Source organism: Leptolyngbya sp. AN10 (assembly GCF_050565645.1).
GTDB lineage: Bacteria > Cyanobacteriota > Cyanobacteriia > Leptolyngbyales > Leptolyngbyaceae > Leptolyngbya.
The window spans coordinates 120,019-135,776 of sequence record NZ_JBNXVP010000008.1; the positions used below are offsets into that span (position 1 = coordinate 120,019).

Genomic DNA, 15,758 nt, shown 5'->3' on the forward strand with positions numbered 1-15,758 from the left:
GTATTTGTTTATTATGGGCGAGGTCAAATTGATGAGGGAGCATCTCCTCTCAGTTCAGCCTCGCTTTCTGACACCCCTGAAAGGTCACGTTCACTAGACTGAGGCAATTTTCCAAGCTTTGGAAAATTTGCGATCGCTCCCATACGCCCCACGAACCCTGCGATCGCTTATTGCGATCGCAAACCAAACCATCGACTAAAAATCTAGTACAAATTATCTTATACTTGTCCTGCACTCCCCAAACGTCCAGCCAGAAGGATCAAGCGTTTCTCCTGGTTAAATCCCTATCTTACTGGTGGAACGAATGCAGGATCTAAGAACAGCAGCAGATTTCTTTGCAGGTATTGGGTTAGTCTCGTTTGCATTAGAGAAGCAAGGCTGGCAGACCTCCTATGCCGTTGACTACAGCAAGGAGAAACAGAAGATATATCGCGCTCATTTTGGGACTAAGCCCTATCATCTTGCTAATGTTCAGGATGTGAGGGGAGCCGATATTCCACCTGTGACGCTGATTCATGCCTCATTTCCTTGTACGGATGTCTCTGTCGCAGGGTCACGCGGAGGAATCAATGTTGGAGAGTCTGTAGCCTTTTGGGAGTTCGTCCGCATTCTTAGAGAAATGCTTGAACTGAGAAAGTTGCCGCCGTTGCTCATGCTGGAGAATGTTGAAGGGCTGCTCACCTCTGGAGGCGGAAAAGATTTAGCAGAGATTTTGCAGCTTCTCAACTCGATCGGTTACACGGTCGATCTACTCCTCATCGATGCCGCTTACTTTGTTCCACAGAGCCGCGTTCGCCTTTTTGTCATCGGGAGTCTGCATAATCAGCCCCTCAACTCTTTAGCGCAGGAGTTTGCTCTAAATGACTCAAGTGATGCCCGTCCTAAAAAGATCGCAGACTTCATCAGAGCCAATCCTCAAATCAGATGGTCGATTCGCAATCTACCGATGCTGCCGGAGCGAGTTTTGCAGCTTGAAGACGTGATCGATTCTTCAGCCCAGTGGTGGTCTCGCGATCGCGCCGACTATCTGTTCAGTCAAATGTTTGAGCGGCATCAGCAAATCATTCATCGCATGATGGCAGCGGATCGGTGGTCGTATGGAACAGTCTTTCGGCGCATGAGGCAGCGGGATGGGATTAAACAATCGACTGCTGAACTGAGAACCGATGGTCTTGCGGGATGCTTACGCACACCCAAAGGCGGCAGCGCCCGTCAGATTCTTGTTCGTGCAGGAAACGGACAATTTGATGTCCGATTAATCAATGAGATTGAAAGTGCCCGTCTCATGGGAGCCGAAGATTACATCCTGCCAGCAACGCTCTCGCTCAACGAAGCTCTCTTTGGGTTTGGAGATGCGGTTTGTGTTCCAGCGATCGAGTGGATTGCCAAGCACTATCTCAATCCGATGTTGAATGAAATGGTTGAAGTTGATACACTTAGGGGTCAGCAACCGGATAAATCAACACCCCTTCCTGAATCTGCATCACGATCGTTCCCTGTGTCCTGACCGTTCCAAACGGAACGTTCCGACGATATCGACGGTTCGATTCTGCATTCTCATAGCGTTCCCTAAGTCCAGGCAGCCAACTTTGAAAAAGGGGAGTTAAAACTGATCCAGCCAATGTCCGAACGGTTATGTTTCCATAATCCGGGCTGTAGGATACAAAGATGTGGTCGGCTCTGATGTCTTCCAGTAATTTCGCTTCTCCGGTGTTGAGATGATACTGGTACTCAAACGAGGCTCCCTCCATGCTGGATTTGACCTCATAATCTTGGAGATCCAAACCCGGTCCGCCTCTTCCCATGCGACCCGTTAAGATTGCTCCAAACAATTCCCACATTCTGGAAGACACACTACCAGGAATGGCAATGTTATATCTTCTAAGCAATTCAAGCCGTCGCTCGTTGTAAATGTCCATGCGGTAATACTCATAGGCATCATGGATAAAGAAGCTCTGCATACCTGAGATCGATTCGTACAGCCTCTAGAAGTATAAGCAGCGATCGCAAAATTCAGGCGATTTTCCAAGCTTTGGAAAATCAGAGATCGCTCCTCCAAATCGCTCCATCTCAATGCCCGTAGAGCGTTTGTCCTAAGTTGAAGTGGCATCGCAGGTGAATAACAGAATGAGATCCAGGTGTACCTATAGCTGCATTTCAGTTCTTGTTAATGTCAACTCCAGAATTAGAAAGGCTTTGATCCTTTCTGCAATTTGGAAAATCTGCGATTTTAGCCGCCTTTAAATATTGACAGTTCGCAGTCTACCTTGTAATTTAAAGCAAAACCACCTGCCAGAGGAATCTAAAGATGCTGGTCAGCAAACTGCCAAAGGTTATGGAGTACTACGGGATCGGAAGTGACGATCTCGATCGACTCTGTGACATTTTGAAGCAGGAGATTCCCAACTCACCGCTCACCCGTGAACAACTGATCAAGCTGTATTACGGACACACCAAGCGGTTGACGAAGGATTCACTGCTAGATTGTTGTCGGCTTTTTGGGCTGACGCGGGTGGGACAGCTGATTGATTTTGAGTCGGCTCCAGCGCAAGAAGACGTATTTCTTGATGTTCTGCCCGATTCGTTCAAGCTGCTTTGTCATCTGCCTGAGATCATGAAGCAGCAAGGAAGAAGTCAATACAGCTTAGAGCGCGACACCCGGATGCACGCAAACACGATTTCAAGCTGGTTCCGAGACTTTGACTCGATGAATCGATTTGATCTCAGTTCGATCGAGAAGATCGGACAGGCGTTGCAGTTGCAGACCATTGATCAACTCTTTTCGCTCAAGGTCGCAAACTCGCGGGGTCGTCGCAAGCGCAAGGAAATTTCATCTTTATTTGCTGAGAAGGAGGTTCTCCCAACCGCATACGTACCAGCGAAGTTGCCAGTTCTGAAGACCGCCTAATTTTCAGGGCTGAAAAAACTTTAGGGGCAACCCCCGCCTAGGAGCACCCCTAAAATTGTTCGATTTAATTTGACTGGCGTTCTGTGCTGCCAACACAGATTGCTCAGAACACAACTCTTACGGGTTGTGACGTTTTTGTTTGACTTCAATAAAAGTCGAGTTGAGTAGAATTATGCCACACTTTCCAAAGTCGTGCCAAGATCTGGCACCGGATTTTCGCATTCAAAATCGGACGACCTCTGATCCCCCAAGCGTTTCAAGGATTTTGCTGGCTTTCTCTTCCGCCAAGCCGCAAAAAAGGTCATTTTCCTACCTCAGCCGTTAATTTGCGCTGGGGTTATTTCAGTTGTAAACATAGTGCCGGAGTAACAGAGCCTTGCTCTTCCGATAGTTAGTGTTTGGTCGCCTAGCCTATCTGGAGAGTCGCACCCCGTACCCCGAAACCGAGAGCGGATGCCTAATTCCGCGCCTCTGGCTTCATCGTACCAATTTGGCAGGAAAGATGCCAAATTTGCTCTGCTGCTTCGTGCCCCACGAAGTAGAGGCAATTTATGCAAATGAATTGGAACTTCCCGTCGATCGATGGGAAGAGAGAGGGCATTTTTCCGTTTGCCTGGAGTTTCTGCGATCTCCCGTGTCTTGGGGAGCGCACCCGCCTTTCTAATGTGTGGGGAGGACTCCAGCCATGAGTCGAAGTTTTCGGATGCTGAAGCGTGATTGCCCCGTGTGTCAGGGCGCACGCCGAGATTGTCGTGAACATATCTCTACAGGACGGATTCACTGCCGCGATTTGGACGCAAACCCTCCAGGCTTTCGATATGTCGGGGAGGACAGCCTAGGCTTTCTGATGTGGATTGATGCGGATTCAAATCAGAATTCAGCCACTTCCCAGCGAGATCGTTCCGAGATTCGTAAAGCTCTAACCGTTCCACTACGCCCAGTTTTGAGCGTTGAGGAGCGCGATCGCCAGTTTCGACGAATTTGTTTTCAATCGGGTTATCCTGCTTCGCGCCATCGTCAGGATTTGATTCGACGTGGCTTGAGCGAGGAGCAGATTGAGCGGGCGCATCGTGAAGGCTTGCTATGGACGTGGGTATCTGGCGCAGATGTTCCAGGGGTGACGATCGATCTGCCTGGTGTGGATAGTAGGCGACGGTTGCGGCAGTATCAAGGATTTGCGATCGTGGTTCCTGATCCAGATGGCAAGGTTCTCGGCGCTCAAATTAAACCCAACTTTGGCAAATATTTTTGGGTTAGCTCAGAAACGATCGACGGCGCAGGAATCTATCTGCCCAATGGAGAAGTGCCGATCGGGTTTTATCGACCACCAGAAGCCCCTAAACGAGCCGAGATTAATTTAGCAGAAGGATTTCTCAAGCCATTAATCACGGCGCAGCGATTTGGATTAATCGTCATTGGAGCCGCAGGCGGACATTGGATCAGAAGTCCTAAGTTGCTGTCAGCCTATCTAGAACAGGCTGCTCGTGAGCTTGGTACAAATATTGTTGTCTTGAATGCGGACGGTGGAGCCGTTCAAAACCGAGATGTTCTAACGCAGTACCGCGCCACTTGGAACCAACTTCAAAGCTGGGGCTATCACGTCAAAATTCGCTGGTGGGGTCAAACGGTTAAAGCCAATGGCGATATTGACGAGATCGATCAGACCACGTTTGATCAAGCAGCTTTGATCAGCGTCGATCAGTTTGAAGCGATCGCGGCGCAGCAAGAGAACTTACTTGTTCAAGAACTCAAGCACGTTCTGCGGAAACTCACGCCTCGAATGCCACCTAAGCGGGGATTTGCACCTCCAGCCGCGCCGAGTGCTTCAGATCGAATTTTGGAATATCAGGCAAGCGATCGCTTGTCTGTCTGGCAATCTGCAAGTCAACGTGGATACCGATATATTCTGGATCTCAGCACAACCGGAGGCGGAAAGTCCTACACGACTGGGCAAATTACCCCAGGAGATTTTGGAGCCAAACAAATCTTTTACGTATCGAATGAGCATCGTAATCCCACCACTCAGACACTCGTGCAGGGCTGGACTGACCTCGAAGCGCGGCACGCTGGCTTAGTCAATGTGGTGCAGCCGGATGGCAGTTCTCGACTCCAGCGGGTTAGTCCGAATGAGCCATATTCAGTTCCGCCTAATTGCAATCGAACTCAGTTGATTGGAGTGCTGCGATCGAAAAATGTTCAAGGAGCCGATACCGCAAGTTTAATTTGTGGGACTTGTCCGCTTAAAGAATGCTGTACACATAATCAGGGCAATGGTTACGGATTTCTTTATCAGCGTCGCGAGGCACTTTTGGCGACTAAAGTGCGATCTCACCCCGATAGTCTTGCCGCCCCTTCGGATTACAACTATGGTGAAGTGCTGCTGGCATGGGATGAAGCTGGACAGAGTTTTAAGGTTTCTCGAAAAATTCAGGTGACACTAAGCGATGTGGATGCGCTGATTCGATTGCTGTTAAGCGAGAATACTGCATTGTTAGAAACGCTGAAGCCGTTGATCAATGCGTTAATTCAATTATTCACTGCAAAATCTGGCAGGTTTGGATTGTCCCACTCAGAAGTCTTAGCGCGGCTACCTGAACTATCTTCGATCAATCTCGATCATATTGCTCAACTAATCGAGCCGAATTTGGGCTTTCTCAATACCACCGCAGAATACGGTGTGGATTTGCAGGAGTTGCCTCGAAATTTGCGGAAGCAATTTTTAGAGAGCGATCGCGTGAAAGCTGAACAAGCAAATCAATTAGTTCTCAAACAATGGTTTATCGAGTTCTTAATGGTTGTGGAGCAAAGAATACCAGGTGCTTATCTATCCTTTCATCGTCAGACTTTGACGCTCACCATGCCTGATTCTCGTCATCGTGCGATCGCTAATTCAGCAAAAGCAACCATTTTCCTAGATGCGACACTAACACCAGAAGAACTTGCTCGAAAATTACAGTGCCCACTGCATGAGATTTTTGTGTGTCGTCAAACTGCTCCTGCACTAGAAAATCTAGCCATCAGGCAGATTACCGATTTAGGGCGTATGGGAATGCAACGGGGCAAGCAGCAAGAGCGGCGACTAGCAGCGTTGATCGAGCATTATCGATCGATTGATCCCACAACTAAAGTTATCGACTTCAAAAAATTCGGCGCGGACGGCGCTCATTGGCGCGATGGGCGTGGGGTCAACACCTTCCTAGACACCAAAACGCTGTTGATTGTGGGTGCGCCTTGCCCTAATTTGCTTGAAATGCTGTCAGAATTCACGGCGCTCACTGGGACTGTCGCGATCGAGACTATGCCTGAATTTCAAGCATGGCTACATCAGACGATTCAAGCTGAACTGATTCAAGAAATTGGACGATTGCGATCGCACCGTCGCTCCTCAGAATCTCTGCAAGTGGTTCTAATTACCGATTTTCCAGTGAGCTTTGAAGTTGAATTGCTCAAAGCATCAGAAGTTACGGTGGAGGCGGCAACTCAAACAGAACAGCTTACGATCGCAATTCAGCAAGCAGTAGATTACCTCCAAGCGATTCGGCAAAAACCAACGCAAGCAGCGATCGCAGAACAAGTTGGAGTAAGTCAGGGATACATCAGCCGAAAATTTCGCAAATTATTACAACTGCTATTAGATCCAGATCGCAACACTTCTCATACACATTCAACATCATCTTCGGTAGATCTCACTTCTGTCGCAGAGGAGGCTTTATCAGCTTGTCAAACACCAATCCAAGTGCTTGAAACTATCTATGAAGTTTTTCTCTCCTGGATTCCGCCTTCAGATCGACAATCGACTTGGCGACTACTAACCGCGCAGGCTCACATCAAAGCTATCTCAGCCTTACTCCTAACGCTGATGCCGCAAGATGTAGCCAAACTTTCGATAAATTTTCGATCTAGCGGTTAGATCGATCGCAGTGCAAAACTTTTCATGTCCAAGCAACAGCTTTGGTGAAAGTTGCGCTGTTACTTCTCACCAAAACGTGAGCAGGAATTATCGCGATCGCCGAGGACGACGTGAGACGGAGTTTTGCGGCTGGTCGCGCTTGTAATAAATCCGTTGAAGCGCCAAACTGTAACGACCGATATCGCCAGAACGAAGGCTGGTGACAACGATCGTATAAGTTCCAGTAGCAGGAATCTTTGTTTTTAGTGAAACATTGATTGTTGCCGGATTTTGCTTGCCTTCAGCCACAACGTTGTTCGCTGAATTAAGCAGAACAAAGGCTGGCTGAAGTTTGAGCCGCGAATCCTCTGATCCGACTAAACTGACATTAATCCAGTCTCCCTGCCGCGCTGTAAATCGGTAAGCATCGAAAAATCGCCCTCGGAACTGAAAGCCACCAGGAGCAAGCACCCCAGGAATCACGCTGCCGTAGCGAATCTGCTGAATTCGAGGCGGTGAATTGGTTATTGGATTTGGATAGGGAATTTGACCTTTTGCAACAGTTGATCTGGGTTTAGGGGCAGCCTCAACCTGCTCGGTTGCACCGATTACCAGAACAATGCTCAATGCTGCCAGAAATTTAACAATGATATGAATCAATCGAGTAGAGTAAAAGTCTTCTTGTCTCACACGCGATCCCTTTAGTGATAGGGATTATCCTAAGTACAGGACAAAAACTTGCGAATAGGGGGCAGGAAGGGGTTTCATGAGAATTACCACATCCTCAAAACATAAAACCCCTATGAACCAGGTTACTCTACTTCGAGAACGATTACGACCGCATTTGGCATGGCATGGAGCGAGGCTGAGCTTCCTAGCAGCCTTTCTGATTGCGCTATTCCGCGTCAAGACGATCAACTTCAGTGAACTTGCGACTGGGTTCGCTGGCAACGCACAGACCGATTCGCATTACAAGCGGCTCCAACGATTTTTCCGAGACTACGAGTTAGATTATGCGGAGATTGCCGAAGCGGTAGTGGCACTGATGGCGATTCCTGAACCTTGGACGCTTTCGATTGACCGTACTGACTGGCAGTTTGGCGATTGTGTGTTCAACATCTTGATGCTGGGCGTAGTGCATGAAGGCGTGGCTTTTCCGTTGGTCTGGTGCTTGCTCGATAAGCGGGGGAACTCGAATACCAATGAACGCATTGAGCTATTTAACCAATTTCTACAGCGCTTTGGAGATCGCAAAATTGCCTGTCTCACGGCAGACCGGGAGTTCGTGGGCAAAGCTTGGTTTGGCTATCTGTTGCAAGACCCGCTCACCCCGTTTCGGATTCGGATTCGAGAAAATCACAAGCTCAGTAATGGTCGTACCAGTCGCAAGGTTCGAGGGTTGTTTGTCGATTTGCAGCGTGGGCAGACCAAAGTCTTGCGGCACAAACGGCGCTTATGGGGGCATTGGGTGTACATTGCTGCACTGCGCTTAGAGAATGGCGAACTGCTGGTGGTCGCAACTCAAAGCGCTCCCAAATCTGCCATTGCTGATTACGCCAAGCGATGGGGAATTGAAACCCTTTTTGGCATGTTCAAGACCCGTGGCTTCTGCTTGGAATCGACCCATCTGACAGACCCAGAGCGTTTGAGTAAGCTCTTAGCTTTGCTCTCTTTAGCCTTGTGCTGGGCAATTCTCATCGGCGAGTGGTTGCATCAACTCAAACCGCTCACGATTAAGAAGCATGGTCGCAGAGCGAAAAGTATCTTTCGTTATGGCTTAGATCATCTGCGCAATATTGTTCTCAATTTCGAGCGCAAAGCAAGCGAATTTATGCAAGTTCTACAATTTTTGTCCTGTACTTAGGGGATTATCTCAAACTCAGAGCAATATCTTCTGGTAATCTTAGTTTGCTGTTCCCAATGCAACAGCTTCTTGCTTGCGAACCACTTCAGTCACTTTATTTAGGGCTTCAGCATTCAAGAGGTCAGCTACCACAACTGTTTCTTCTGGCACAATTTCTTCAGGATTGGCTGGAGTAGTTGGTTTAGAAGACGTTGTTGGAATAGCCGAAGTGCTAGGAGACGCTTGGTTAAGTTGTAAACGCTCAAGTTCTGGCTGCGTTCTATCAGTGTTACCTTGAGCGATCGACTGCTGTGGAGATGGAACGGGAATCGGGACAGATTGAACAGGAGGCTTTGTTTCTACTGAATCGCGCTCCGTGCTAACTGTTGGCGTTATCGCCGCTTGTGGAGAAGGTGCTTCGTTTCCTGACGGTGCTGTTTGTGTCACCACTTCGGGTGATTCAATTGCTGGTTGCTGAGATTCTACGGGCGTTGAGGTGGAGGATTCGGCTTGGCTAGATGCGGTGGTTGCAGCACGAGACGGAATCGGACTGCTAGGTGAATTTGAAGTGGCAACTGAAATTGGCGCTGGAGGCGGTGGAAGGGTAGTTGATGAAGAATTAGGGACTGGTAGGCTCGGCACTGGAATTGGAGCCGTTGCTACCGTTGCTGACGAACGTGGAACTGATGCCTCCAATGCCCCTTCTGCTGGGATGGCGACTGCTCTTAATGTCGGTGGGGTGATAGTTGGGGCGGCGGGTTGAGTGATTTGAATGGGGACTGGAGTAATAGAATTGGTAATGGGTGGCGGCGCTGAGAGTTGTGCCACGGCAGTTGTATTAAACGCATTCGTGATTGCCTGATTGAATAATGCTTGAACTCGCGGTGTATTAAATAATTCAGTTCCGCGAAGTGGCTCGATCGCTTGCAAGGCTTGAGTCCAGTTTTTAGCCGCGATCGCTTTCGTGACTTGATCGAGTTGTTGCGCTTCGGTTCTCCAAGTTGTTCGGAGTGAAGCTGCTTGTGAGGCTAATGGATTGAATTGTGAAATGGGCTGGAGTTTCGCGATCGCAGCCTGAACATTGCCTTTGCGATATTCCGCATTGGCTTGCTGGAGTAGGGCTTGCGACCAGGATTCTCTCAGTTGTTGGGCAGTCTGGGAGTGTCGGCTATTCGTGGGTATCCCATCGGCAATCTCGATCGCTCGATCAAACTGCTGCCGTTTGGCTGCTTGCTCGGCTTGCGCGATCGCATCTTCGTAAACTGCTTCGATTTGGGCAGGAACAGCTTGTTTTGTTTGCAACTGCTCACTACCTGGACCTAATGCGTAAAACAATAGTGCAAGGGTAGACAATGAAAGTCCACCGCCCAATGTCCAAAAGCGTTTCATCAGGACTCCTTTAGAAATGACATGATTTAGCTGCAATATCTAAGCCAGCGCAGGTGCAACTTGGCTTTGCGAATGATGAATTTGAGTGCAGTTCTGAAATGCTGCTTGAGCCAGCAGATTAGTTCCACGCTAATCGCGCTTAAAAACGATCTCCTCATCCATTGGATAGAGAGTTCGGATTGAGCAACAAATGTGAAAGCACTGACACTCAACTTCTTGAGATCACTCTCAAGATGTGTATGAGCAATTGAAGAAGTATGTTAAGAGTCTATAGATGGCTCTGGAGTAGTGTTTGTCAAAGGATAGTTTCTCAAGGCGTTCTGCTGATATCTCCAGATTGCTTTTTGACGTTCGGCTTTGAATCAATTTAAACCTTCTCATATTTTGCTATGGCAATTTGCTTGCGGTTTGGAGATATTACGCTTTCTCCTGATCAAGTGATGAATGGGCTTGTGTGCTATCAGTTGCTAGATTCGCTCTTAGCTCAACTGTGGTTGGATGCTGAAGTTCTGCCTCAAATTGCGCTTTCAGAAGGTGAAATTTTTGCAGCTTTAACTGGGCAGGATCGCTCTCAGCAACCCGATGATTTTAAGAGTTGGCTTTCTGAACAGATGCAGCGTCGCCACATTTCTCAGAGCGTTCTGGAATGGCGCGTAATCCGTCCGCTTCGCATTCAGAAACTGAAGCATTCTTATTTTGATCCACAGCTTGAATCTGAATTTCTGCGGCGTAAAGCGCGGTTCGATCGGGTAGAATTCTCAGTCATTCAAACGTCGAACTCGCAGCTTGCCCAAGAATTATTCTTTGCAATCCGCGATGATGGGATCGAGTTTTCTAAAATTGCTCAATCTTGGCTCTCTCATAGTTCTGACCCTTGCCCTTGGCGCGTAGGTCCTGTTCCGCTAGTTGAAGTTCCTAATTTAGTTGCTGAAGCTTTTTGCAGTGGGAGCGAAGGTAAGGTGTACGGACCATTCCAGATCGGAACACAGTTTTGGGTGGTGAAATTAGAGCGGTACTATTCAGCCCAATTGACAAATGTTGTGCGATCGCAGTTGCGTGATCAGCTATTCCAGGAATGGCTCACGGCACAAGTTCAAACCAAATTGGCGCAACCTGGGCAACTCCAGATTGGCTCGATTGATTCTACAATTTCAAATTTTTGAGATGATTAATATTGCTTCAGAGGTGAGATCATTCTTGCCCAGTTTGTTCCAGTCTTACCCATTCAATCGGTTGTCCGCAGCGGCTTGTCGGCAGGTAGCGAGTAATGTCCAATTGCTGGCATTCCGACCAGGAGAGGTGATTCAGAGTGAGCAGGAGTTACCGAATGCCGTTTACTGTGTCGTTCAGGGATCGATTCGGGTAGTCGGATCAATGGTGGATCAGTGCCCAACGATCGCACGAATCGGTGTAGGGGAAACTGTTGGCTGGGAAGCTTTACTTCGGCGCAGAAGCGTTGGATCAATTCGGGCTGCTGGATTTGATCAAGAAGTATTAGCCCTTGCGATCGCTGCTGACATTTTTGAGCAAATTGCTACCACAGACCTATATTCACAATCATCGCCTGTCAGTGCGATTGAACTGTACGACATATTGACTCACTTTCTCAACCTTGTTCCAACTCAATTAGAGATTTCAGATGTTCCAACGCTGGTCCGTGAGGTTGTTGATCAACGGGCTGCGATCATTCAGCAGTATGGTAGTGCGTCGTCTGTTTCAGAGCCTTTATCCTCGGACTACCTCTGGTTGGTGAGTAGCGGATTTCCTTCGAGTGCAGCGGTCGGCAGTGTCATTGCAACTGCTGACCAGATTCCGCAAGCTCAATTCTTTCCGGTGCGAGTTGTAGGCATTGAGCGCACATTTCTTGCAGTTCGCTTAATGCGAGAATCACTGCCCCAGTTGCCAGCCAGTCAAGCTTCAGCGCCAATTCAGTCATCTGACGGCATTTTGGCTCAGATGGAGCGGCTGTTGAACATGGGGACAAGTTCACAAGTCTCTGATCCTGCCTTACTTCCACCTGCAAAATCTTATCCGGCACATTTGGCGCGATCTCCCGATTTAGGTGAAGCATTAGCGATCGCGTTTTGGAATGTGTGCGATTTTCTCAATATTCCTTACCGTCCCGATCATCTGCGGAAATGGTACGCCCGATTAGAAGCTCTGCCAGATGACCGACTCGACTGGTATCGACGAATTGCAGATGCCTTTGAACTCAAGGCTTATCGAGTGCGATTTTCGGCGACGGCGGGTGGGCTGATGCGGTTACAGACTCCCGCGTTTATCTTTGTAGAGCATCTGCCTTGGGTGCTGTATGAGGTGAATGAGAATCGTGCGATCGCGGCATCCCCACACTCAGGGTTAGTAGAACTGCCCCCAGAAAATTTAATCAAACAACTCTCGATCGACGAAAATAGCCCGACTGGATCGCTGAGTACAGCCCTTGTTTTTCAACGAAAGCCCCACAGTCCGACTCAGCAATTTGGTTGGCGATGGTTATTGCCCTACTTCAATCAGCACAAATCAATTCTGATTCAAATTTTCGTTGCGTCGCTTTTTGTGCAATTGTTGGGACTAGCAAACCCGCTAATCACGCAGCAAATCATCGACAAGGCAATTATTAATGGAAGCGCGAACGCACTGCCTTTATTTGCAGTTTTGCTGCTGGTATTTACCGCACTGGAAACAATTCTCACAATTCTACGATCCTATTTGTTTAGCAGCACTACGAATCGAGTTGATTTAGAGTTAGGCACTGAAATTGTTCGTCATCTGCTTAATTTGTCGCTACCGTTTTTCACAAAGCGTCCAGTTGGAGAATTAGCTGCACGAGTGTCTGAGTTAGAGACAATACGTAAATTCCTGACTGGAACGGCGCTAACGGTCGTTCTTGATGTTGTATTCTCCCTGCTCTACGTTGGCGTGATGCTTCTGTACAGCATTCCTCTAACCCTATGTGTTCTCGCTTCAGTTCCGATCGTAATTGGGCTGACCTTACTTGCATCGCCAGTATTAGACAAGCTCATTCGTCGTCGATCTGATCATCATGCAAGAATGCAATCGTACCTCATCGAAACTCTTAGCGGAATGTTTACGGTGAAGGTGCAACGAATGGAGCCGCTCATGCAGTCAACCTGGCGAAACCATTACTTACAGTATCTAGGTAGCAGTTTTCGCACTCATCTAGCCAGCACCATTTTCCAGTCTACGGGGACTTTTATTAATCACTTTAGTAGCCTTTTAGTGCTGTGGATTGGCGGTGGGTTAGTTCTCAAAGGTGAATTATCGCTCGGCAGTTTGATCGCGTTTCGGATTATTGCTGGCTATGTGACGGGTCCGATGGTCAGGCTTGCAAATCTTGGTCAAACCATTCAGGAAGCAAATCTATCGATGGAACTTCTAGCAGATGTTAAGAATACTGCTACAGAGTTCTCGCCGCATGAAGCGCAGAAGTTAACGCTACCTTCGATCGTTGGGCGTGTTCAATACGTCAATACTGGCTTTGGCTTTCAGCTAGAACAGCGTCAACTCATCGATATTAATCTTGATGTTGCGCCAGGATCATTCGTCGGAATTGTGGGACAGAGTGGTTCAGGAAAAAGTACATTGGTCAAGCTCCTCCCACGGTTATATGAACCTCAGCAAGGAAGCATCTACATTGATGGCATTGACATCTCGAAAGTTAATTTAGCATCGCTGCGCGATCAGCTAGGCTATGTCCCTCAGGACACAACGCTATTCGATGGCACGATTCGCGAGAACATTACAGCATTTCGAGATGTGGATGATGCGACGGTGATGCAGGCAGCGGTACTCGCAGAAATTCACGATTTCATCATGACCCTGCCCGATGGCTATAGTACTTCAATCGGAGAACGAGGAGCATCTCTTTCAGGGGGACAGCGGCAACGTCTTGCGATCGCCCGAATGATCCTAACTGATCCACGACTGCTGATTCTTGATGAAGCCACCAGCGCCCTTGATTACGAAACAGAGCGGCGAGTCGTTGAAAACTTGATGAAGACTTTTAACGACCGCACCGTATTTTTCATCACGCATCGACTCGCGAATGTGAAAAAGGCGGATTGGGTCGTCTATTTGCACAATGGCGCGATCGTAGAACAAGGCACACACGCCGAATTAATGGCACGACAGCAACGATATTACTGCCTCTATACCCAACAGGCACACCTGACCCTTTAGCATTTTCAAAACATTGGATATGGCTCAAATTCGCTGGTTTAACGACTTGATTCAACTCGCCAGAAGTCGTTTAGATACGACGACTGAACGCATTGGAAAACAACTAGATACGCCTGCACTCGATTTTCCTCAGCCGCAACGCTGGGCGAAGTGGTCACTTGTTCTTATTATGTTTGGGCTAGGTGTTGCTGGAGTCTGGTCTGTCACGGCTCGAATTGATGTTGTTGTTACTGCTCGTGGCAAACTTGAACCTCTATCTTCCCCGCAGCCCATTCAATCGAAAACGGGAGGAGTGATCACGGCTGTTTTAGTGCAGGAAGGGCAGGAGGTGCAACCAGGACAAACGCTGTTTCAGCTTGATCGATCTGAGCTACTCAATCAGCTTGAGAGTCAGTTGCGGCAGCGCCAACCGTTACTGCAACAGGTCAGTGTTCTGCGGGCAGCTCGACAAGGGAAAACGGCGGCTCTTCAGCCTGGATTGAGTATCCCACCGGAATTACTCAATCGCGTGCAGGATCGCGCATTGCTGATAGCACAGTTAACTGCAAACCCTCAAGGTCTTTCGCCGAATCAGCTTCAGCGATATAACCTGTTCCTGCAAGAATTGAGTGACCAGCGATCGCTCAGTACCTTGCAAGCTAACGGGCTACAAACGCAAACGGTCGGAGCAAAAGCTCAACTAGATGAAGCAGCCACACGGCTAAAGATCGAGCAGGAAGTTTTGAATAACCTGCAATCATTGGCGCAACAGGGGGCAATTCCACGGGTTGCTTATCTCAGGCGCGTGACCGATTTGAACCGTTTGCAGAACGAGTTGAATCAGAATCAAGTGCGGCTGAGTCAACTCAATGTGAGTCAGGCACAAACTCAAATTGAAGGACGAAAGACAATTAGCGATCGCTTACGTGCTGTTCAAACAGAACTCGCGCAACTCGATACTCAGCTAGACAACATAATTCAAGATAGCCAGCGCCAACTGACTCAACTCGATGCCCAACTCAAACAAACACAGCTTGATTTGCAATCCAAAGATCTCAAAGCAACTGTTAGTGGATTTGCCTTTAATGTGGGTCCCAAGTTGCCTGGAGGAGTCGCGCAGCCCGGTCAAGCGTTGCTTCAAATTGTGCCGAAAGAATCTGTGGTTGCAAGAATCCAGGTTGCGAATACTGACATTGCTCGGCTCAAGGTTGGCAGCCCGGTTGAAGTGCGCCTAGATGCGTTTCCATTCACTGAATTTAGCGCCGTAAATGGAACGATTACGAGAGTTAGTAGTGATGCTGTCGTTCCCGACGGCAATCCTAACGCTCAACCCGTTTTCCAGGTTGAAGTTCAGCTTGCAAAACCCTTTCTACAGAAGCAGAATCAGCGATTTTTACTCATTCCGGGGATGTCGCTGACCGCAAATATCAAAACCGATTCTCGTCCGCCGATCGCTTATGTAGCTGACTCAATCATGAAAGCATTTGACGGTGTGCGATCGGTGAAATAAAGATGAGTCTTCGCGAGAGAACACAAAATTTTCCAAACTT

General features: G+C 48.3%; 10 protein-coding genes. 7 read left to right on the forward strand and 3 right to left on the reverse strand.

Going from position 1 to position 15,758, the window contains the following annotated elements; genetic code table 11:
• The first annotated feature begins 304 nt into the window (after window positions 1–304).
• Entirely contained in the window at window positions 305–1,507 is a 1,203-nt protein-coding gene (locus ACQ4M5_RS13650; RefSeq protein ID WP_430676176.1) for a DNA cytosine methyltransferase, read from the forward strand.
• Here the strand turns inward: ACQ4M5_RS13650 and ACQ4M5_RS13655 are convergent.
• Window positions 1,437–1,961 (reverse strand): hypothetical protein, encoded by a 525-nt coding sequence (locus ACQ4M5_RS13655; RefSeq protein WP_430676177.1) that lies wholly within the window; start codon window positions 1,959–1,961, stop codon window positions 1,437–1,439. The genes ACQ4M5_RS13650 and ACQ4M5_RS13655 overlap by 71 nt on opposite strands.
• A 347-nt stretch (window positions 1,962–2,308) precedes the next feature.
• Here ACQ4M5_RS13655 and ACQ4M5_RS13660 point away from each other — a divergent pair, with 347 nt between their 5' ends.
• Together ACQ4M5_RS13660 and ACQ4M5_RS13665 are read left to right on the forward strand one after the other, a co-directional pair.
• On the forward strand, window positions 2,309–2,908 hold the full coding sequence (locus ACQ4M5_RS13660; protein WP_430676178.1) for a helix-turn-helix domain-containing protein: 600 nt from the start codon (window positions 2,309–2,311) through the stop codon (window positions 2,906–2,908).
• 685 nt (window positions 2,909–3,593) lie between these two features.
• Window positions 3,594–6,818 (forward strand): hypothetical protein, encoded by a 3,225-nt coding sequence (locus tag ACQ4M5_RS13665; protein ID WP_430676179.1) that lies wholly within the window; start codon window positions 3,594–3,596, stop codon window positions 6,816–6,818.
• Between the two features lie 87 nt (window positions 6,819–6,905).
• Here ACQ4M5_RS13665 and ACQ4M5_RS13670 read toward each other — a convergent pair whose 3' ends face one another.
• A complete protein-coding gene (locus tag ACQ4M5_RS13670; protein WP_430676180.1) occupies window positions 6,906–7,487 on the reverse strand; it encodes a hypothetical protein in 582 nt (193 codons plus the stop codon).
• 112 nt (window positions 7,488–7,599) lie between these two features.
• On the opposite strand from ACQ4M5_RS13670, the gene ACQ4M5_RS13675 reads away from it, so the two are divergent.
• Window positions 7,600–8,661 (forward strand): IS4 family transposase, encoded by a 1,062-nt coding sequence (locus tag ACQ4M5_RS13675; RefSeq protein ID WP_430676181.1) that lies wholly within the window; start codon window positions 7,600–7,602, stop codon window positions 8,659–8,661.
• Window positions 8,662–8,700: 39 nt separating this feature from the next.
• On the opposite strand, the gene ACQ4M5_RS13680 is transcribed toward ACQ4M5_RS13675, so the two are convergent.
• Window positions 8,701–10,029 carry a hypothetical protein gene (locus ACQ4M5_RS13680; protein ID WP_430676182.1) on the reverse strand — a complete coding sequence of 443 codons (1,329 nt, stop codon included), beginning with the start codon at window positions 10,027–10,029 and terminating at the stop codon, window positions 8,701–8,703.
• Between the two features lie 389 nt (window positions 10,030–10,418).
• On the opposite strand from ACQ4M5_RS13680, the gene ACQ4M5_RS13685 reads away from it, so the two are divergent.
• From ACQ4M5_RS13685 to ACQ4M5_RS13695, 3 genes are read left to right on the forward strand one after another with little or no spacing between them, the layout of a single operon-like run.
• Entirely contained in the window at window positions 10,419–11,192 is a 774-nt protein-coding gene (locus ACQ4M5_RS13685) for a hypothetical protein (protein WP_430676183.1), read from the forward strand.
• Between the two features lies 1 nt (window position 11,193).
• Complete coding sequence (locus tag ACQ4M5_RS13690) at window positions 11,194–14,229, forward strand: peptidase domain-containing ABC transporter (protein ID WP_430676184.1); 3,036 nt, start codon at window positions 11,194–11,196, stop codon at window positions 14,227–14,229.
• Between the two features lie 19 nt (window positions 14,230–14,248).
• Window positions 14,249–15,718, forward strand: coding sequence for an HlyD family type I secretion periplasmic adaptor subunit (locus tag ACQ4M5_RS13695; protein WP_430676185.1), 1,470 nt, complete (start codon window positions 14,249–14,251; stop codon window positions 15,716–15,718).
• The last annotated feature ends 40 nt before the right edge of the window (window positions 15,719–15,758 follow it).